The sequence below is a fragment of the Shewanella sp. SP1S2-4 genome (assembly GCF_031932075.1).
Taxonomy (GTDB): domain Bacteria; phylum Pseudomonadota; class Gammaproteobacteria; order Enterobacterales; family Shewanellaceae; genus Shewanella; species Shewanella baltica.
The window spans coordinates 1-20,545 of sequence record NZ_JAUOET010000035.1; the positions used below are offsets into that span (position 1 = coordinate 1).

13 protein-coding genes and 2 pseudogenes are annotated in these 20,545 nt (G+C 38.5%); 13 read left to right on the plus strand and 2 right to left on the minus strand.

Annotation, left to right across the window (positions count from 1 at the left end):
* Positions 1 to 913: pseudogene (locus tag Q4Q52_RS20305) on the minus strand (flagellar hook-length control protein FliK); the annotation flags it as partial.
* A 219-nt stretch (positions 914 to 1,132) separates the two neighbouring features.
* Here Q4Q52_RS20305 and Q4Q52_RS20310 point away from each other — a divergent pair.
* Complete coding sequence (locus tag Q4Q52_RS20310) at positions 1,133 to 1,918, plus strand: VacJ family lipoprotein (protein WP_311898028.1); 786 nt, start codon at positions 1,133 to 1,135, stop codon at positions 1,916 to 1,918.
* A gap of 120 nt (positions 1,919 to 2,038) precedes the next feature.
* On the plus strand, positions 2,039 to 3,142 hold the full coding sequence (locus tag Q4Q52_RS20315; RefSeq protein WP_311991493.1) for a response regulator: 1,104 nt from the start codon (positions 2,039 to 2,041) through the stop codon (positions 3,140 to 3,142).
* Positions 3,143 to 3,242: 100 nt separating this feature from the next.
* Here the strand turns inward: Q4Q52_RS20315 and Q4Q52_RS20320 are convergent, their stop codons facing one another.
* Entirely contained in the window at positions 3,243 to 4,748 is a 1,506-nt protein-coding gene (locus Q4Q52_RS20320) for a peptide MFS transporter (RefSeq protein WP_311989318.1), read from the minus strand.
* A 476-nt stretch (positions 4,749 to 5,224) separates the two neighbouring features.
* Here Q4Q52_RS20320 and rfaH point away from each other — a divergent pair, with 476 nt between their 5' ends.
* The 11 genes and pseudogenes from rfaH (at position 5,225) to Q4Q52_RS20375 (ending at position 20,302) form a co-directional block, all read left to right on the plus strand.
* The gene (gene rfaH / locus Q4Q52_RS20325; protein WP_115334226.1) at positions 5,225 to 5,731 is read left to right on the plus strand and encodes a transcription/translation regulatory transformer protein RfaH; all 507 of its coding nucleotides are present in this window, start codon (positions 5,225 to 5,227) and stop codon (positions 5,729 to 5,731) included.
* An 842-nt stretch (positions 5,732 to 6,573) separates the two neighbouring features.
* Positions 6,574 to 9,060 carry an SLBB domain-containing protein gene (locus tag Q4Q52_RS20330; RefSeq protein WP_311991494.1) on the plus strand — a complete coding sequence of 829 codons (2,487 nt, stop codon included), beginning with the start codon at positions 6,574 to 6,576 and terminating at the stop codon, positions 9,058 to 9,060.
* Between the two features lie 199 nt (positions 9,061 to 9,259).
* A complete protein-coding gene (locus tag Q4Q52_RS20335) occupies positions 9,260 to 9,619 on the plus strand; it encodes a four helix bundle protein (RefSeq protein WP_311991495.1) in 360 nt (119 codons plus the stop codon).
* A 276-nt stretch (positions 9,620 to 9,895) separates the two neighbouring features.
* On the plus strand, positions 9,896 to 10,900 hold the full coding sequence (locus tag Q4Q52_RS20340) for a Wzz/FepE/Etk N-terminal domain-containing protein (RefSeq protein ID WP_311991496.1): 1,005 nt from the start codon (positions 9,896 to 9,898) through the stop codon (positions 10,898 to 10,900).
* Between the two features lie 155 nt (positions 10,901 to 11,055).
* Positions 11,056 to 12,180 carry a non-hydrolyzing UDP-N-acetylglucosamine 2-epimerase gene (gene wecB / locus Q4Q52_RS20345; protein ID WP_311991497.1) on the plus strand — a complete coding sequence of 375 codons (1,125 nt, stop codon included), beginning with the start codon at positions 11,056 to 11,058 and terminating at the stop codon, positions 12,178 to 12,180.
* Positions 12,181 to 12,194: 14 nt separating this feature from the next.
* Positions 12,195 to 13,460: a UDP-N-acetyl-D-mannosamine dehydrogenase gene (gene wecC / locus Q4Q52_RS20350; protein WP_311991498.1), complete on the plus strand. Its 1,266-nt coding sequence runs from the start codon at positions 12,195 to 12,197 to the stop codon at positions 13,458 to 13,460.
* Between the two features lie 22 nt (positions 13,461 to 13,482).
* Positions 13,483 to 15,366 carry an acyltransferase family protein gene (locus Q4Q52_RS20355; RefSeq protein WP_311991499.1) on the plus strand — a complete coding sequence of 628 codons (1,884 nt, stop codon included), beginning with the start codon at positions 13,483 to 13,485 and terminating at the stop codon, positions 15,364 to 15,366.
* 284 nt (positions 15,367 to 15,650) lie between these two features.
* On the plus strand, positions 15,651 to 16,835 hold the full coding sequence (locus Q4Q52_RS20360; protein WP_311991500.1) for a hypothetical protein: 1,185 nt from the start codon (positions 15,651 to 15,653) through the stop codon (positions 16,833 to 16,835).
* A 121-nt stretch (positions 16,836 to 16,956) separates the two neighbouring features.
* The gene (locus tag Q4Q52_RS20365) at positions 16,957 to 18,342 is read left to right on the plus strand and encodes an O-antigen polymerase (RefSeq protein ID WP_311991501.1); all 1,386 of its coding nucleotides are present in this window, start codon (positions 16,957 to 16,959) and stop codon (positions 18,340 to 18,342) included.
* 72 nt (positions 18,343 to 18,414) lie between these two features.
* The gene (locus tag Q4Q52_RS20370) at positions 18,415 to 19,470 is read left to right on the plus strand and encodes a glycosyltransferase family 4 protein (protein WP_311991502.1); all 1,056 of its coding nucleotides are present in this window, start codon (positions 18,415 to 18,417) and stop codon (positions 19,468 to 19,470) included.
* Positions 19,471 to 19,823: 353 nt separating this feature from the next.
* A pseudogene (locus tag Q4Q52_RS20375) lies at positions 19,824 to 20,302 on the plus strand (IS200/IS605 family transposase).
* Positions 20,303 to 20,545 lie beyond the last annotated feature (243 nt).

Genomic DNA, 20,545 nt, shown 5'->3' on the forward strand with positions numbered 1-20,545 from the left:
GTGAATTGAGTGAACTTGAAGAGCCTAATGAGCTGTTAAGGTTTGTGGCAAGTCCTTTATTAGTATTCGAAAGCGGTAAGCCAGCATCGTTTATGCTTTTGTTTTTGATGCCTTCGGTACTTGTATCTAATGTTTGTGGTTGAGCTGTTCTACCGCTTACCTTAGTCTCCGGTGCATCTACCTTTGCTGTAGTCGTTTGTTTTGTTGGTTCAGGTAAAAAAACGATAGCTTCAAGTTTTTTTAAAAAGGAAGCGATGATCTGAACTGGTTCAACTTTGGCGATCACAATGTCAGAAGACAATTTATTTGTGGGAACCTGAGTTTCATTTACTGGCGCCCCAATAACGATTTCGAGTTTGCTCTGTATTGGGGTGAGTAATAAAATAGGTCGCCCTTGCTGAAAGGTTATTTTTGCTAAGAATTCTCCTTGATTCAGCTGAGGTCCAGAATCTTGTGCTACAACAGTGCCATTAGCAAATTGAAACTCTTTGTTAATAATTGTGACGTTCGGTAATGGGTAACCTTGAGTTCGAGCCGCAAGAGCCGAAAGCTGTGCCTGAGATATGCCATTTTGTTGCGCCAAATTGATAACAGCCTCTGGAACTTTCAACGCAATAGGCGTGGCTAGAGCAAGCAGTTGGTTGATGGGATTTTGAGTCGCTGCGGTTGTTGGTTGCGTGTTTTGCGTAATAGGCGTGACTAGAAAAGTATTCGCTGTCAATAATATTTGCCGCTGCTGAGCGTTAACAAGCTTTAAATTATATTCTGTACCGTTTAGAATAATACTATCTCCTTCAGGCGAGGTTTGCACCTGAGCTGGAATAGGGCGCGGAGAAGCATTGAGAGCATCAGCTTGAGCCATCGCAGTATGTAACTGCGGGGTTCGACTGTTAACAAGTGGAATCGACTCCATTTATAGACCTTATATAGTTTATTCGGCGATACATTCGTTTTGTAAAATTAACAATTGACCAATTTTTTTTGCCAAGTATGCTTATGCGCCTTGTGACAACGGAACTGTCATACTGGATAGTATGCCACTAAGACGAATTATCTTTATATCGTCATTTTTGTATTGTCACTTTAGCGAAAACTTGCTGCCTAAGCTGTACATTTATATTAAGAGAGCGATATGAAGTTAAAATGGATGGGATTATCTTTGGGGTTATTGCTGTTGCCTAAAGTGCAAGCGGCTGAAGTACCCGCATCAGATACCATTCCGCAGGAAACCCCTGCTAAGGTACAAATCACCTATGATGATCCCCGCGACCCGTTCGAAGGCTTTAACCGTGCGATGTGGGATTTTAACTATCTCTATTTAGATAGATATTTATATCGTCCTGTTGCCCATGGTTACAACGATTACGTTCCTATGCCTGCTAAAACGGGCATCAATAATTTTGTACAGAATTTAGAAGAACCGAGCAGCTTAGTAAACAACGTGCTGCAGGGAAAGTGGGGCTGGGCGGCGAATGCGGGTGGACGCTTTACGATTAACACAACTGTTGGTCTATTAGGTGTCATTGACGTCGCAGATATGATGGGCATGAGCCGTAAGCAAGATGAGTTTAACGAAGTGCTTGGTTATTATGGCGTACCCAATGGACCTTATTTCATGGCACCGTTTGCGGGTCCTTATGTCGTGCGAGAACTCGCGTCTGATTGGGTTGATGGTCTATACTTTCCCTTGTCTGAGCTAACAATGTGGCAAACCATTGTTAAATGGGGACTTAAAAATCTTCACTCCAGAGCATCTGCGATCGATCAAGAGCGACTCGTTGATAATGCACTCGATCCCTATGCCTTTGTCAAAGATGCGTATTTACAACACATGGACTATAAAGTCTATGATGGGAATGTTCCTCAAAAACAAGATGATGATGAGTTACTCGAACAGTATATGCAGGAGCTAGAGTAACCAATAGGCCGTACTTGACAGCATTTGTCTTTAGTATGCAAGTGTTCGCCTTATCGAATAACGTTATCGGTATGTTCACTTGAGTAATGGCAATGCGATGAATTCTATTCAGGAACTTTTATGGCGTTAAATGGTGTTGCGGTTCTTTTAGTTGAAGATGATCCTGTGTTTAGGCAGATTGTTGCAAGCTTTCTTGATAGTAGAGGCGCGCAAGTTACACAAGCCTGTGATGGTGAAGAAGGATTATCATTTTTCAAATCGCAGCACTTTGATGTTGTTCTTGCAGATTTAAGCATGCCTAAGCTTGGTGGGCTCGATATGCTTAAGGAAATGACAAGGTTAGCGCCACTGGTTCCTTCAGTTGTGATCTCAGGTAATAATGTCATGGCTGACGTTGTTGAAGCCCTAAGGATTGGCGCCAGTGATTATCTCGTTAAGCCAGTATCCGATTTATTCATCATCGAACAAGCCATTAAGCAAAGCCTGCATAATTCCTACATTGATGATACCCAAGCCGCGGATTTTGAAGCCCTATCCCATCAAGAGTTAAGTGATAACCTCGCTTTACTTGAGCAAAGTGTTGCCGCGGCCAAGCAAGTGCAGCAACAATTATTCCCCGCTTCAAACATCAGTTACCCTGCCGCCAAAGTTGACTACAGTTTGTATAAAAACAGTGACATTAGCAGTTACTTTATTGATTCAACAATGGTCGGCACTGATCACTTGATCATGTATATGGCGCATTTATATCCCGAAGATAATCGAGCCGCTTTTGCCTGTGTTCTGCTGAGAAGTTTTGTTAATCAGAAGCTTAAAGATTTTCGAAATGGCCAAAGCCAAAGCATTATTGAACCATTCAATATGATGAGCTATTTGAACGAGCGTCTAGTTAAATCGGGACTCGATATCAAAGCGGATATGATTTATGTCTCCATTGAGCTAACTAAGTACCGTGCTGCTATCGCACAGGCTGGGAAGGGACTGCGTTGTTATCTGCGTAATGACGAGGGATTAAGCCCGCTAGCGCTTTCAGAGAGCCTACAGCTGGGCGTATTAGATTGGGGTAAGCCGAGCATTCAGTTCCGCAGTATTTTACCGCAAGAGCAGTTGTGTATTGCGACCAGTGAGCCTGAACATAAACAGGCTTTGCTTGATAATAAATTTAAGGGGTTGGTTTACGATGCCGCAATGCCGGAAGGTGGCTTCCTACAGTTGAGCCTCTAGTTCGTCTTAAATGAAATCAGTATTCAGTCCAAATTCGACATAAAAAAAACGCCTTACTAATGCTAGTAAGGCGTTTTTGTTTTTACAGTCGCAGAGCTTATTAGCGTTTTATTGCTTCATGCTCAGCGGTAACGGCTATTTCGTCTTCTAAGGCTTCAGCTTCAGTATGATGCTTAGTCTCAGCGCCATGCATCCAATCCACTAACTTATCAGCCATAAAATACAGGATAATGCCTGAGAGAGCTGCTGTGATGGCAATACCAGAGAAAATCGCCATTGCATTGGCTAGTTGTTCTTCTTTTTCTCCGCCATGGCCGATGAATGATCCGACAACACCACCAATCTTGTTGGCGGCTGCAACGAATAGGAACCAAGCACCCATCATCAAAGAGGCAATACGCAGTGGAGCCAGTTTAGTCACCATAGACAGACCGATAGGTGATAAACACAGTTCACCCATAGTATGGAAGAAATAAGCGCCCACTAACCACCACATGCTCGATTTAACTGATGCATCACCGCCCATTTGCATTACAGCGCCTATCATAAATAGGAAACCGATCGCGAGTAAAAACAGACCAAGGGCAAATTTCACTGGCGAGTTAGGCTCATTCTTACCTAAGCGGATCCAGATAGAAGCAATCACAGGGGCAAATAATACGATAAAGATAGCGTTTAATGATTGGAACCAAGTTGTCGGAACTTCAAAGGTACCGACCATACGATCGGTGAACTCGTTTGTAAACAAGTTCATTAAACCGCCCGCTTGTTCAAAACCAGCCCAGAAGATAATAGTAAATAAACCCATTACCATGATGACCTTAATACGGTCACGCTCGACTTTTGTGAGTGGTTCTTTACGTATTTCGCCTTTTTCTTCCGCTTTTTGTTTTTCAAGCTTAGCGGCTGGCACTCTGCCTATATCGCCTAAATACTTCTGTGCAAACAAGAATTGGATAATTAGAGAGAAGATCATACCAACACCAGCACAGAAGAAACCTGCTTGCCAGTTGTTAACAAATACTTCTTGTCCGTTAACGATAGCCGCGTGTCCGAAGCTAGTGTAAGCCCAAGCTACAATAAAGCCTGAAAGTGCAGCACCTAAGTTGATGCCCATGTAGAAAATTGTAAATGCGCCATCACGACGGTGGTCGCCTTCTTCGTATAGATCACCCACCATAGTGGAGATGTTTGGCTTAAATAAACCGTTACCTAAGATAAGAGTGCCTAGGCCGATATAGAACACCGTTGTTTCTAAACCTGGGATCCAGCTATGCGGCGCGGCAAGTAAGAATTGGCCGGCAGCCATTAAAGCACCACCCAAATAAATGGCTTTACGTTGGCCCAAAATGTTATCGGCTAACCAACCGCCGATAAGTGGCGTTAAGTAAACTAAACCTGTGAAGGTACCATAAAGTGATAATGCTTCAGCCTGAGTCCAACCTAGACCATGCCCGCCGTCACTCTGTACTTTATCAACTAAATACAGCACCAAAATGGCGCGCATTGCATAATAACTAAAACGTTCCCAAAGTTCTGTTGTAAACAGCAGGAACAATCCCTTAGGATGCCCAAGCATCGTTCCTTGTGGTTTTGCTACGCTCATGAAGTCTTCCACCTTAAGCTCGTGATTGCCTGTGGGCCCCTGAAACAGGATGATGTCACCACAGAAAAATGGTTGTTGCTCGTCCCCATATCGCCTGCAGGTTTAATCAGCAATCAATTCATACTAATGCATTCATTAATTGTTGAATAACCGCTAGTTACGTATGGGTTATTGTTACGTTTTTATAATAAAAGTAATATTTTTAGCTGTGAAATGAGTATTTTCGCTAAAATCCCACCTTATATACCCCTTAAAAGCAACCAAAGTCAATTTTGGTAAACCAAGTGGTGACATTATCAGCAATATAGTATTACCGTGCTTTTAGATGTGAATTCGCTAATCTAAGTGCGCATTGTATGTATACCGAGCGAGATGTCAGAGAACGGCGAAAAACTGCTTCCATCGACTTAAGCATCTTTGCTATGATTGCCGCCCGTGAATGGACGTCACTTAAAATAGGGTAGTGAGATTAGCGTATGAAGGCATGGTACCTTTTGTATTGTAAGCCTCGTAGTGAAGCGAGAGCACAACAGAACTTAGCACTTCAAAATTTAGAGACGTATTTACCTATGGTCTCTGAAGAGAAATCTCAACGCGGGCGGAAACAAGTCTGTCGTGTACCATTATTCCCTAATTATTTATTCATCAATTTCGACCCAAGCCAAACAAGTGTTAGGCAGGTCCACTCTACTCGTGGTGTGAATCGAATCGTTAATTGTCAAGAAAAAATGACGCCCATTGACGACAGAATTATCCATGCCATTCGCATGAAAGAATTAACGCCTTCCCAAACGGTATTAGCCGAAGTACCAGAGCTAAAAACTGGGGAAAAAATTCGTTTTACTGATGGACCATTTGTTGATTTAGAAGGTATTTTCCAAGAAAAATGCCCGAACAAGCGTTGTCATGTTCTATTCAACATAATGGGACAAATAAAGACAGTTACAGTGCCAGAACAAACTGTTGAGCGGGTTAGTATTTAGTGAGTTGGATCACACTTCATTGTCAGACTTAAGATGAAGTTTTTGTAGGACATTAGCTATTTTAGTGATTATTGCTTTTTGCCTACAATAAATAAAAATCATTGAAAAATCTATAAATCAATGAGTTACAGATTCTCTGAAATAGTTGGTTGGTTTGGTAATAAATTGTTGTTTAAAATTCGAACAAATGCCTTGTGTTTGCTTGTTAATTAACCAGCTAAAACTGAAAGTTTACAGTAGACTTGTAAAACTCAATGTTGTGATAATGTTTTAATAATCTGGTCGCCCATCGTGGAGGCTAGCTAAGTGTTAAATGTGGATATTGAGGCAAAGACGACAATTAGCCTAGTTAAGCTATTTGTTTTTGCTTACCCAAAGTAGAAATTGCTCGGCGTGTTTTCTCACAAGTTTGATGATGTTACTCGCTAGGAATACTAAAGGATTAGAGCCTTGCCATTCTTTATATCAAAGAATGTTATAGCTTTATTGCTTGAAAAATATGAATTTTCGCGACGCGAAGGGCAATATAGAAGCCGCAATCTATGGGCGGTAGCGTGCCTGAAAGGTGAGAAACCGAAGGTTGAGCCCTCGAACGAGAGGTACGGATACCGAACTGGCAGTTATATAGGGATATATTTATCGAATGAATAGTTTCATTCGTTAAGCGAACGCCGAAGGCCTCTGGCCGCCACGCGGATCGGTAGCGTGCCAGAAAGGCATTATGTATTTCAGTTTATGTAAAGACTTCAAGCTGTTTACTGCTCAAACGTAGAACGAATTGTGCTACATCTAAATTCTAAAAAATAAGTTTTGCCCCCCATTTTTATAAACGGAGATATCTGGTGCTACGACAAGTCAATAAAATCATCATACTAGGCATAAGTGCCGCGATTTTGATGGGCGCGCAGGCTAATGCCATTACGCCATCTCCGCAGATGATCGAGCAGTTCAAAGCATTACCTAAGTCTGAACAAGAAAGATTAGCACGCCAATATGGTGTTGACCCTTCAATGATAACTGGGGCCGGTGCTACAGCGACAGTTGTTGAAAATCCTACAGTAGTGACTCCGCGCGCGGCGAAAAATAATGTGGTTGATCAATCGGAGAGCGACCAGTTAAATCAAGCGACTAAATCAGAATCTACGGTTGAGGCAATTGAAGACAAGAAAGAAAATCAACTCAAACGTTTTGGCTACGACCTCTTTGCGGGTTCACCAAGTACATTTGCGCCAGTTAGCGATGTACCTGTACCTGCTGAGTATATGATTGGTCCTGGTGATAGTCTGAATGTTCAGTTGTTCGGTAAAGAAAATAACCAATACACATTAACAGTGGGCCGTGATGGTGCCATTCAGTTTCCTAATTTAGGGCCTATATCGCTGGTTGGTTTGAGTTTTGCTGAGGTGCGCGAATTATTACAGCAAAAGATTAGCCAAAGCATGATCGGCATTGAATCAAATATCACTATGGGCGAATTACGCTCAATCCGCATTTTCGTTGCAGGTGATGCTTTCCAACCAGGCTCTTACACAGTTTCAAGTTTATCGACTATTACTCAAGCCCTATTTATCTCTGGTGGCGTGAACCAAATTGGTAGTTTACGCAACATTCAAATTAAGCGTGCCGGTAAAACAGTAGGCCACTTAGACTTATATGATCTTTTGCTTCGCGGGGATGCCTCTGGGGATATTCGTTTACAATCTGGTGATGTCGTGTTCATTCCATCTTCTGGTGGTTCAGTGAGTGTGATGGGGGAGGTTCGTCGTCCTGCTATTTATGAACTCAAAAATAATGAAACAATGGCCGATGTTATTCGCATGGCGAGTGGTCTAAACCCAGGCGCTTATCCTAAAGCAAGTACGGTTGAGCGTTTCAGTAACGAATCAGTTAAAACCGTAATCAGTGTTGATTTAACCGAAAATGCGGGTTTAAACACCTTAGTTAAAAATGGTGATCTTTTAAATGTAAGATCGGCTTCAAGCCGCATCGATAATGCGATTACTGTCGCTGGTGCTGTCGTTCGACCTGGTAAGTATCAATGGACGAAAGGTCTGACAGTTGCGGATTTACTTCCTTCAATTTGGGGGGATCTCACTATTTCAGCTGATTTAGATTATGCCTTACTAGTACGTGAGATAAATCAGCGCGGCGATATTCAAGTTGAGCGTATTGCCCTCGGACGCGCAATAGGTGACCCTAAATCACACTACAATCCTCAATTGAATCCGCGTGATTCAATCATAGTGTTTGATTATGCAGACCGCGAAGCGTTACTAAAGCCAATAATTCAAAAGCTGAGAGAGCAAAGCCGTTTTGGCGACGCTGCTAAGTTGGTCAGTATTAATGGAAATGTACGTTTTCCTGGCCAATATCCCATCACGATTAATGCTGATGTTAAAGAGCTACTTATCGCTGCCGGTGGTTTAGAGGAAGGCGCTTATACCCTTGCAGCGGAATTAACTCGGCAACAAGTATCAGAGCAAAATGGGGTGTCAGTTGAGCATGTGCAGCTGAGCTTAGACCGCGTAATGCAAAATGATCCATCTGCAAATATTAAGCTACAAAGCCGCGATATTCTAACGGTTCGCACCCTTCCAGATTGGCAAGAGACTCGTTGGGTAACCATTAAAGGGGAAGTCAAGTTCCCCGGTACCTATAGCATTCAACGCGGTGAAAGCTTAAAGGATGTTCTTGCTCGTGCTGGCGGTTTGACGAGCGATGCGGCTCCTCGCAGTGCGGTATTTTTACGTAAATCGGTAAAGGATAAAGAGCAGCTTGAATTATCAAAACTTGCAGATGAATTACGCCGAGAGATAGCTGCGAAAGCGTTGACCAAAGATACCCCAACTATTGGTTATAACGATTCACAGCAGATGCTCAATGAGCTTGAGAATGTCAAAACGGTGGGTCGATTAGTTGTTGATATTAATGCCATAGAATTAGGGATTGATAGCGCAAACCTTATGCTTGAGGATGCCGATGCCTTGTACATTCCACCGACCAATCAAACGATTTCTGTCATGGGCCAAGTGCAACACCCAAGTACACACAGATACAAGCAAGGTATGACTTTCGATCAATATCTGGCTTTATCCGGCGGAGCGCGTAAACGTGCCGATGAATCACGCTCTTATGTACTGAAAGCTGATGGCTCAGTCCAAATGCCTGAATCATCTTTTTGGTTTAATGGCGGTAGTGCGATGGAACCAGGCGATACCATAGTTGTACCACTAGATACTGAATATAAAGATAACCTAACCTTATGGTCACAGATAACGGGCATTATTTATAATACTGCAATTGCTGTATCGGTAATCTCTGGGCTGTAGAACTAAGGAGCTAGGAACGCCGCGTTGCGACTACAGAACGTCACTACGTGACTCACGGATAACGGAATGGGCTGCGCCCTTACGGTAAGCGAATTTCTTGTTGCTTATACCGTTATCTGTAAGCGAAGCGTTCTGTCAACAGTCAACGTTTCCGGTTCCGTCAACCGTGATTGGTTTCAAATTTTTCCAAGGAGAGGATATGAAGTTTCAAAAGCTAGAAGTCTGGCAACTTAGTTACGAATTATCATCTTCTATTTATATAGCAACAAAAGACCTCCGAGATTGGGGCTTCAGAGATCAAATTACTCGGTCAGGACTTTCAGTTCCGTCAAATATTGCGGAGGGGATGGAGCGGTATGGTGCAAAAGAGCAAATACATTTTTTATATATTGCAAAAGCTTCGCTAGCTGAATTGATTACCCAAGCAATGATTGGTAAAGATATTGGTTATTTAGAGCCAAATTATGTTGATGAATTACTAATAAAAACTGAAAGATTATCTGCAATGTTAGCTGGGCTAATCAAATCGATTAAAGATCGAAATTCAGAAAATAAATAAGCGCACGCCGCTTTGCGGCTACAGAACGTCACTACGTGACTCACGGATGTTACTAAGATAACGGAACGTCACTACGTGACTTACGGATAACGGAACGGGCTTCGCCCTTTACGGAAAACAAATTATTTGTTGCTTTTACCGTTATCTGTGAGCGAAGCGTTCCGTCAACGTTCTTAGCTTTGCTTTTACCGTTATCTGTAAGCGAAGCGTTCTGTCAACCGTCAACGGTAACCCGTCAACCGTATTCGAGAACTCACACAACGAGATAAGTTTTAAATGTCCAATGAAATAAACAAGTATAGGCAAGATGCACAGTTTTCAACTATCCAGCGACCCGCAGACGACGAAATTGATCTTCGAGAGCTATTTGCCGTTATCTGGCAAGGCAAATGGCTCATCATAGCCATCACTGCAGTATTTACCATTGGCGCGGTGGTATTTGCCATTAAACAACCTAATATCTACAAATCTGAAGCTTTGCTTGCACCAGCATCCGAAGAGCAAGGTGGTGGACTAAGTGCCTTGGCATCTCAATTTGGCGGCTTAGCTAGCCTTGCAGGAGTTAACCTCCGTGGTAAAGGGGGCGTTGATAAAACCCAAATGGCGATTGAGGTATTAAAATCCCGTCAATTTGCCAGTGATTTTATTAAAAAGCATAATATTCTTGCCGATTTAATGGCGGCAAAAAAGTGGGACCGTGAGAACAATCGCGTTATCTACGATGAAGATGATTATGATGTGAACAATCAAACATGGGTAAGGGATGTCAAGCCACCACGCCAACCTGAGCCTTCCATGCAAGAAGCCTTTAAGGTATTCGAAAAAATATTGGTGGTGACTAAAGATAAAGAGACAAGCTTAGTCACTATTGCAGTTGAACATCGTTCTCCTTTTGTTGCTCAGCAGTGGGTGACATGGCTCGTTCAAGACATTAATAAAGCGATGAAAGAGCGTGATGTAGCAGAAGCCAATCGGAGTAGTGAGTTTTTAAATAAGCAAATCGCCTTAACCAATGTCGCCGATATTAAATCGATTCTTTATAAGTTGGTGGAAGAACAAGCTAAAACGATTATGTTTGCCGAAGTGCGCGATGAATACGTATTTAAAACGCTTGATCCTGCATTAGCGCCAGAAGAAAAGGCTAAACCGAAGCGTGCATTGATTTGCGTATTAGGCACTATGCTCGGCGGTATGTTAGGTGTGATGTTCGTATTGGTAAGATATTTTATGAGAAAAGAGCCTATTGGGACAGTTTTTAGAAAAACAGCTGAAGAACAGTAAAACCTAGGCTTTACAAGTGATGGTGCTTACTTAGAAATAAGAGCAGCTGTCTCAAAATGGATGAAAAGTGTCTTAGCTTGGTTTGGAAGGCTGAGATAAAATGTGTAGTATTTCAATTTCTTTTTTAGAAATTGTTCTAAATAAGGTCTGAAGTAATGACGAAAAAGAAAGTTCTTACGGTTTTTGGTACACGTCCAGAAGCAATAAAAATGGCTCCATTGGTTCATACATTAGCTTCAGATGATCGTTTCGAAGCAAAAGTCTGTGTAACGGCCCAGCATCGTGAAATGTTAGATCAAGTTTTGTCATTATTTGATATCACTCCAGATTATGATTTAAATCTGATGAAGGCTGGGCAGACATTAAATGATATTACAGCTCGTATTTTGCTAGAGCTAAAACCAGTTCTGCAAGAATTTAAACCCGATGTTGTGTTAGTTCATGGTGATACAGCGACTACATTTGCAGCAAGCTTAGCTGCATATTACGAGCAAATTGATGTCGGACATGTTGAAGCAGGTCTGCGAACTGGCAACATATATTCACCATGGCCTGAAGAAGCAAATCGCAAGCTCACTGGTACCTTAACCAAATACCACTTCGCACCTACCGAAACATCTAAACAAAATTTACTTCAAGAAAATTATACTGAAGTAAATATTTTTGTTACTGGTAATACAGTAATTGATGCACTTCTAATGGTAAAAGCCAAGATTGAACAAAATAGCGAACTAAAAAATACTTTAGCTGCACTGTTTCCATTTTTAGATGAAAATAAAAAATTGATTTTAGTCACGGGCCATCGACGTGAAAGTTTTGGTGGTGGTTTTGAACGAATTTGTGAAGCTTTAGCTATCACTGCTAAAGCCAATCCTGATGTTCAAATTCTTTATCCAATGCACCTTAACCCCAATGTCCGTGAGCCAGTCAACCGCATTTTAGGCGGTATCGAAAATATCATTTTGATTGAGCCTCAAGAGTATCTGCCGTTTATTTATCTGATGATGCGCAGCCATATTATTTTAACGGATTCTGGCGGCATTCAAGAAGAAGCACCTTCTTTAGGTAAACCTGTATTAGTTATGCGTGATACTACAGAGCGACCCGAAGCTATAGCTGCTGGGACTGTTAAATTAGTGGGCACAGATGTTGATAAAATCGTATCTGGCCTTTCGGTATTACTCAATGATATCGACGCATATACCGAAATGAGCTTTGCACATAATCCCTATGGTGATGGTCAAGCTTGTCAAAGAATTTTACATAAATTAATTAAATAAATGTTGGAATTAACATGTCTTTCAAAACAATTTCAGTAATTGGTCTTGGTTATATTGGCTTACCTACGGCGGCAATGTTTGCCTCGCGCAAGGTCAACGTAATTGGTGTGGATGTTAATAAACATGCAGTAGATACCATCAACCAAGGAAGAATTCATATCGTTGAACCAGAGCTTGATATGTTGGTGCATGCAGCCGTGACAGAAGGCTATCTCAGAGCTGTTATGATACCGGAGCCTGCCGATGCCTTTTTAATCGCCGTACCAACACCTTTTTTACCTTGCGCCGAAGGCGAAATTCCTGCCCCTGATTTAACCTATATTGAATCTGCTTGCCGTGGTATTGCCCCCGTGCTCAAAAAAGGCGATTTAGTGATTTTAGAATCCACTTCCCCTGTTGGTGCTACAGAGCAAGTAGCCGAGTGGCTTGCGGCTGCTCGACCAGATTTATCTTTCCCACAAACTGTGGCAGATGCTGCGGATATAAATGTAGCTCACTGCCCTGAGCGTGTATTGCCAGGTCATGTAGTGCGTGAACTAGTGCAGAATGATCGTGTAATTGGTGGTATTTCTGCAACCTGCTCTAATCGCTCGGTTGAGCTTTACAAAATATTCGTAGAGGGTGATTGCATTATCACTAACGCCCGCACTGCTGAAATGGCCAAATTGACTGAAAACAGCTCTCGAGATGTCCAAATTGCCTTCGCCAATGAGTTATCAATGATCTGCGATAAACTGGATATCAATGTGTGGGAATTGATTAGTCTTGCTAATCGCCACCCACGTGTAAATATCCTACAGCCTGGGCCTGGTGTAGGCGGTCACTGTATTGCGGTTGATCCTTGGTTTATCGTATCTAAAACACCTGCTGAAGCTCGTCTAACCCACATGGCTCGTGTCGTGAATGATAGCAAACCTGATTGGGTGATAGAAAAGGTAAAAATAGCTATTGCAGACTTTTTACAAGCCAACCCTGAGAAGACTACGAAAGACATTACGATTGCCTGTTATGGTCTTGCATTCAAACCTGATATTGATGACTTAAGAGAAAGTCCTGCCTTACATATTGCTAAACGAATATCCCAAATCCACAACGGAACTGTCATTACTGTCGAACCCAATATTAGTGTACTACCTGAATTCCTTTGTAATTTAGAGTTAGTATCAACTGAGTCAGCTCTTAAATGTGCTGACATACATCTTATGCTGGTGGATCATGCAGAATTTAAAACATTAAATGTTAGTTCAGGCATAATTGTTGATACTAAAGGTATTTGGTAAGTCTTCATTGCTGGAGTAATTCTTGAAGTTTAGATCTGATATTAACGCCCTTAGAGCAATCGCGGTTATTGGTGTATTATGGTTCCACTTTTCACCAATGACATTGTCTGGTGGATTTGTTGGTGTAGATGTCTTTTTTGTAATTTCCGGATATTTAATGACGGCTATTATTATAAAAGGATTAAAAGATAAAAATTTTAGAACATTAAATTTTTACAAAGCCCGATTCAAAAGAATAACTCCAGCACTTTCATTTATGTGCTTGGCATTGATGATTTTTGGTGCTTTAACTCTGCCACCGGTAGATTTAATTACATTATCTAATCACGTTTTGGCAAGTGTTACATTCCTATCTAACCTAATTTATTACCGCGAAGCTGGATATTTTGATGCTGCTTCGCATGATAAATGGCTATTACATACGTGGTCGCTATCAGTAGAGTGGCAATTCTATATTGTTTATCCTTTAGTTCTAAGTTTTCTTTATAAAATATTTAAAGACAAAGGAATTAAGTTTGCCTTGTTTGTAGGCACTCTTTCAAGCTTTATAATAAGTCTCTACGCCTCGTATCATTTGCCTAATGCAGCTTACTACATGCTTCCAACTAGAGCGTGGCAGATGACTATCGGAGGGATTGCGTGTGTTTTTCCTCTAGTATTTAATACTACCTGGAGTCGATATTTACAATCGGTTGGCGTCATGATTATCCTGTTTTCATACGTTTTTATCGATAACTCAATGGCTTGGCCTGGCAGCTATTCTTTGCTTCCCATCATTGGCACATATTTAGTATTAATCTCCAATGTCAATAATAGCTATTTTACAAACAACTTCTTATTTCGTAATATTGGTAAGTGGTCTTACTCTATCTATTTGTGGCATTGGCCGATAGTCGTGTTTGGTTATTATCATTCGTATGAAAGTTGGTGGATAGTCGGTGTTCCGTTATCAATTCTTTGTGGTATAGCTAGCTACTACCTGATTGAGTGCAATGCGGTTAAAACAATTGGACGGTTTTGGGTTTTAATTACTAAGCCGCTTGTGTTATTAGCCCTTGTGCTTATAGTGTCTGCATTTGCTATTCTATCTGATGGATTACCATCTCGGTATCCAGATGCTTTTAATCAAGTAAATAATACATCTATTTCAAGCCCTTATAGAGAAACTTGTCATATAAGCTCATATAAACTCCCTAGCGAATCTTGCGAATATTTTAGTACGAATGTTCGATGGGCAACACTTGGGGATAGTCATGCGGTTGAACTGTCTTATGAACTGGCTAAAAAATTAGAAAAAATCGATGAAGGTGTGAAACATTTCAGTTTCTCTGGATGTTTACCTTCATATGAGAAAAAGGAAACATTTAGTACCTGTACTAAATGGTTAAATGAGTCAGTACAAACAATTTTAGATGATGATAGAATTGAAAATGTTGTTATTATCTTTAGATATTCAGGAGCATTTTTTGGGGATAATATAAATTCATATCCATTAATAGAAGACTATGTTGTATCAGAACGTGTGTTAAATATGGCAGAGTCTATTGATTCAATGATAAGTATTTTGGCCAAAAATAAAAAGCGAGTATTTGTTTTCTACCCAGTCCCTGAATTAGGTATGCCCATTAAAAAAATCGTCAGTAAAGCTTTCTTAAAAATTCAAAAAGTTGATAATATTAATGGAGTAAGTCGTGAATACTATAATTCACGTAATCAGTTTATAATGAGGCGTTTTAATAATGGCAGCTATTTAAGTAATGTGCACTTTTTGAAACCAAGCGCTGTGTTATGTGACGAAGACAATTGTTTTGCTGTAAAAAATTCCAAATCAATGTATTTTGATGCAAATCATTTATCTACTTATGGAGCGCAGGAGTTAGTAAAACTAATAGAAATAATCGAATAAGATTATTTTATTGATAGTTTTAGTTTGAAGTGTTAATAAAAGTAGTATTTATTCTTAATAAATGAACTTACTAATCTTATTTGTACATGAAAATATTTTGCTATTATATAATGAATTCTCAGAGTGTTATTTTTGTACGGTTATTACATTAAACAAAACTGACTTGAAATATGTGCTTAATGAAATAACTAAGATAGCTACTTCAGATATAAGTTGTTAAAAAATGTACCTGAAAATGAATGGCAGTTGACTACAACGGTACTGGGACTCGGTGGTAATAATAAATGGAGATAATCATAAGAAAACTTCGAGCTAATAATTTCGGATTTGTTGAAATTATTAGTCGTATGATCAACTGGGGATGTTTACCTATTGTTGCATTATTTGCCGAACCAGAAATATTTGGCCAAATCGTATTAGTTTACAGTTCTATTATTATAGTGACTACGCTAGGTGGTTTTGGCCAACAGCGTGCAATTTTGATGTATGCTCATTGTGATCATACAGCGTTTTTTTATGCTAACATCCTATCAATAATCGCAGCTATCATAATAGGTTTGTCAACGGTTTTGCTTTTTGATTTAAGTCCAATTATTATGCTTATTGTTTTATTGAATGTACAAATTAATAATCTAGTAAGTAATGCGCGATCAACAAATGATTTCTTCATTTTTTCCGTTCTCAGAGTAGGAATTACATTATCCCGTTTTGTTCTTGTAATGGTCTTCTTATCAATAAAGTTATCAATAACAGTTTATCTTTATGCTGAGTTTTTTTCTGCACTATTGGTGATAGTGATATGGTTCATTGTTAAACCTCTTCCCTTGAATAGAGCATCTTTTAAAACAGATTTTAATAAGATATTTTCACTCTTTAGTTTTGGTTTACCATTGTTTCTACAGAGTGGTGTAGCGCAAATAACTCAATTAGGCGATCGATTTATTGTTTCTTCCAACTTAGGTGAATCTGTATTAGCTAGCTACTTCTTTATATCCATTTTTTGTTCTTCTGTTGCGTTCATTTTTTCTTTTAATGCACAAAAGTATGAGGTAAGAATTTATCGGGCAACTGATATGATTGAAGCGAAAAAAAATACAACAGAGTTTTGTGTTACGTCACTCAAGCTTACTGTAATATTTTACTTTATCAGCCTGTCGTTCTATTTTTTCATTACGTATTTTGGAGGTAAATATGAGTTTGATTTTTTATTGATGACATCACTTTTTATTAACTCATCTTTGTTTGTATTTAGTATTGCTATGAATTATTATTTTTCATACTTAGGTAAAAATAAGTATATAATTTTATTATCGTCCGGTACTGCGATACTTTTTATTGCAATTGTTTATTTTTTAATAAGCAAATTAGGGTTGTACTCTATTGCTATAGCAGGTTTTACTATTAGCTTGATTTACTTTTTGTTATATCTTTTCAGTGTGATAAGATTAAAAGGACTTTTTGATGCATGATAATATTTAAACTTGAAGTGCTTTAAGATGTCAGTTAGTTAGGATTTTATTGTCAGAGGTGATATTCCTCAAACGAGTTTAACTTTGTAATGTATTCAAATGGAAATTTAAGAGCTGGTAGATGATGAAAATAGCAGGTAATCCTATAGTATTGTTTTTCAGCTATTGTTGGGTATTAATTTTAGTGTCTATAATACGTTGCCAGACATTAATACCATATGATTTCGGTTTCGTTTTTATCGCAATTATTCTTCAGTCATTTGTTTTTGTTTCGTTCTCTAGAGGTTTTTTTAATCAGTCATACTGGGTGTTCTCATTGCTTTTTTTTGGAATGGTGCCAATAATTGAGATTGAGTTTAATGTCAGAAGTTATGTCGGAATGCCAGCTTTGACTGATTCAGACATAATGTATGCAGGGATATTTATTTTTGGTTTGAATTTACTTTACGCAATCTCATATGAGGTTTTTAAAAAAAGAGGGCATGTTAACATTATACCAGAGCAAGTATTGGAATTAAAAAAAAATACTGAATACAAAAATAATGTTTTTTTTATATTCAGTATTATTATAGGAGCTATATGTTTTATTGTCGTTTTTGAAGATATGAATAATAATATAGTATCACTGTTCTTTCGTGGCGGCGATTTCCAAGATACCAACGAGGAATGGGGGCCACAAAAACTTATCATACAAAGGTTTATTAGGCCTATACCGATGATTTTGTTTTTAAGCTTTGTGTTATTGTATGGTTATAAGTCTAAAATTAAATTGTTGTTATTATTTGTGGTTGCAGTTGTTGTTGCATTCCCTACTTCTCTACCGCGATTTGTTGCAGCATCTCTGTATATACCAATAATTTTTGTTTTTGTGCCGCGGTTAAAAAAAGGTTTATCATATTTCTATTTTTTGATTCTATCATTGCTTTTCATATTTCCATTACTCAATTCATTTCGTCGTTATAACAGTGATGACGGATTTATATTAATTACAGCAGGTGATTTAAAGTTTTTTGTTGAAGGGCACTTTGACTCCTTTCAGACCTTTGCTCAAGTAATAGCACATGAAATTATAACTTACGGAGAACAGCTTGTTATGGTTTTTTTGTTTTGGGTTCCAAGGAGTATCTGGGGACAAAAACCAGTAAGCTCTGGAGTCGAAATCGGGCAAAGGCTCGGTGCATATTTTACCAATATGAGCGCTAACATATATGCGGAAGGTTGGATAAATTTTGGTTTTTTGGGGGCGGTTTTATTTGCAATTTTATTGGGTTTTATTTCAAGTAAAATTGATTCATATTTTTACCTTCTTTTAAAGTTTAATATCCTTGCGCTCAAGGCCAAGTTAAAATTGCAAATTTTAGCTTATTTTATTTTAAGCGCACTTTTTTTTATTACTCTGCGTGGAGACTTAGTAACAGGAGTCTCAAATACTTTGGGGGTTATTTTTGCATGGTCTTTAGTTTTTTTACTTTCTAGGATTGTAGATAAAAAATTATTCTCAAGCTAACTCTTTTAGCTTATAAATATGTTTTAACTTTTATTTAGTTTGAATCTTCAGGGTTTCGTAGGTTGAGAAGTTATGAAAAAAGTTGTACTATTTTATGTTGAGTTGTCGCATTACAGGTTGCCAATTTTAGATAGACTGGCAAAACACTGTGACTTGACAATTGTATATAGTAAAGGTGCTTTGCCAGACCGTAACTATTCTTTCAAAACAGTTCAAGTTCCGCTTGTGGAAATAGGACCATTCTTTTTATTTAAAATAAAAGGTTTTTTCTGTTTTTTAAAAAGCTTTGATGTTGTTATTGGATTAATGGATCTTCGACTGTTGCAGTTTATGCTTCTTTGTTTTATTAAAAAAAAATACAAATTAGCATTGTGGGGTATTGGTGTTTCAGGTTCATATACTAAAAAATTTAATGCTGAAAATACCCCTTCAAAGTTGAGAACATATATAGCCTCACATGCAGACGCCTTAATTTTTTACTCTTCTGTGCCAGTGGAAAAGTTTTTAGCAAAGAAATTTAATCCCCAAAAAATGTATATAGCACACAATACAATTGATAATATAGTCCCTATGAATTTAGTAAGTAAAAGAGATATAATATTATTCGTTGGTACTTTATATAAGGCAAAAGGTGTTGAGGATTTAATTGAATCCTACTTTCATGCCTACAGAATAAATCCATTAGATTTGCCAAAGCTTGTTATAGTCGGTGGTGGGGAATTATTTCAAGACTTGAAGTCTTATGTGGTAGACATTGGCTTGGAGAATAATATCGAATTGACAGGTCCTATTTATGACGGTGATAAGCTTAAAGCTTATTTTGAACGTGCAATTTTTGCAGTTTCACCACAACAAGCAGGTTTAAGTGTTTTGACTAGCATGAGTTACGGTGTACCGTTTGTAACCTGTAAAGATGCCAACACAGGTGGTGAAATATTAAATATAATAAATGGTTTTAACGGCTATTTGCTAGATAGTACGGATGATTTTGTAGAATTGTTTTCAGAAGCATCATCTAAGCTTGAAGTATTTAAGGCGATGGGTGTGCAGGCATTTGACTATTATAGAGAAAAGAGAAGCCCAGACGTTATGGCGGGCGCATTAATAAAATGTATAGAAGATTTTTAGAATTTATTTGTTTGCATTTTATCAATTTTTAGAATCTTTTTAAGAAGATATAGAACTCCTAATCTCGTTAACATGTTTATTTATATAAATACGTTATCTTTAGTTTTGTGCATTCTAGCTAAGAGCTTCAGAAAAGTCCAACTATCGACTTCTATGTCACTTTCTGTAATTTCTACAATTGTGAGCTTGTTTTTAGTCGGTTAATATTTGGATAGTGGCTGGAAAGTAGTTTATTTTTAGTTTTAAACTACCTATTCCACTGCATGGTTTCTTATTAATAGCTGTCTTGCCTGTATTCCTACTCATGTTAAATGCATCTATGATTTTTAGCGAAGTCAAAAGAGAACAATAACATGAGTAGATACGAGCAAGCATTTCATGTGTTCTGGCGATATCAATTTTATTTATTTTGGACTCCTAGTTATCTGTTTTGGTTATTGAATGGAAATGTCTAAGCAGAGGTTTATAGGTGTAATCAGGTTTATTGCCATCGAATCAGGAGCAAAGTAATAGGGTCAAATGTTTAAGTTAACCACTGATATGTAGTGGTTAATGTCCTTTCCAAGAAATCAATGTTCGAATTTTATGTGGCGTAGAAATTTTTAACCGCCCTGTGAGTTTTCAATAAGTTTCCTTATCTATGAAAAATAAATTTTAGTGAGAACATTTTACAGAGAGTCAACTTTGCCGATTCAATTGGAATTGACGAATAAATCATTCGAAGGCATGCAATACAACAAGATACTTCGGAAGGCAAGAACAAGGTCAGCTAACTCTTAAATATAGGCTCTCTTTTAGGGAGGGCAAAAAGCAATTTTCTTCAGGATGTTGATTTTTACTCGCTAATGGTAGTGTATGAGCAGGTTTTTATAAAAAGTTTTATTTGGCTAATGGTTTATTTTTATTTTTGTTAGTTAACAGTAGACATTGTAAGTTATTTTTTTTAGTATTTATATTTTTTATCTTTTTATTTTATTCAGCTCAACTATGTTTGAGCTGCTTTCAACATATAGTTTTTTTGAGCAGATCTTTTTTATGGCTCCTTGTATGATTTTTAAACAAAGGTTGTTGTAAA

Coding starts and splice junctions, on each gene's coding strand:
- rfaH (WP_115334226.1), top strand. CDS start 5,225: ATGAAGGCATGGTACCTTTTGTATTGTAAGCCTCGTAGTGAAGCGAGA.
- Q4Q52_RS20360 (WP_311991500.1), top strand. CDS start 15,651: ATGGAGATAATCATAAGAAAACTTCGAGCTAATAATTTCGGATTTGTT.
- Q4Q52_RS20310 (WP_311898028.1), top strand. CDS start 1,133: ATGAAGTTAAAATGGATGGGATTATCTTTGGGGTTATTGCTGTTGCCT.
- wecB (WP_311991497.1), top strand. CDS start 11,056: ATGACGAAAAAGAAAGTTCTTACGGTTTTTGGTACACGTCCAGAAGCA.
- Q4Q52_RS20340 (WP_311991496.1), top strand. CDS start 9,896: ATGTCCAATGAAATAAACAAGTATAGGCAAGATGCACAGTTTTCAACT.
- Q4Q52_RS20320 (WP_311989318.1), bottom strand. CDS start 4,748: ATGAGCGTAGCAAAACCACAAGGAACGATGCTTGGGCATCCTAAGGGA.
- Q4Q52_RS20335 (WP_311991495.1), top strand. CDS start 9,260: ATGAAGTTTCAAAAGCTAGAAGTCTGGCAACTTAGTTACGAATTATCA.
- Q4Q52_RS20315 (WP_311991493.1), top strand. CDS start 2,039: ATGGCGTTAAATGGTGTTGCGGTTCTTTTAGTTGAAGATGATCCTGTG.
- Q4Q52_RS20370 (WP_311991502.1), top strand. CDS start 18,415: ATGAAAAAAGTTGTACTATTTTATGTTGAGTTGTCGCATTACAGGTTG.
- Q4Q52_RS20365 (WP_311991501.1), top strand. CDS start 16,957: ATGATGAAAATAGCAGGTAATCCTATAGTATTGTTTTTCAGCTATTGT.
- wecC (WP_311991498.1), top strand. CDS start 12,195: ATGTCTTTCAAAACAATTTCAGTAATTGGTCTTGGTTATATTGGCTTA.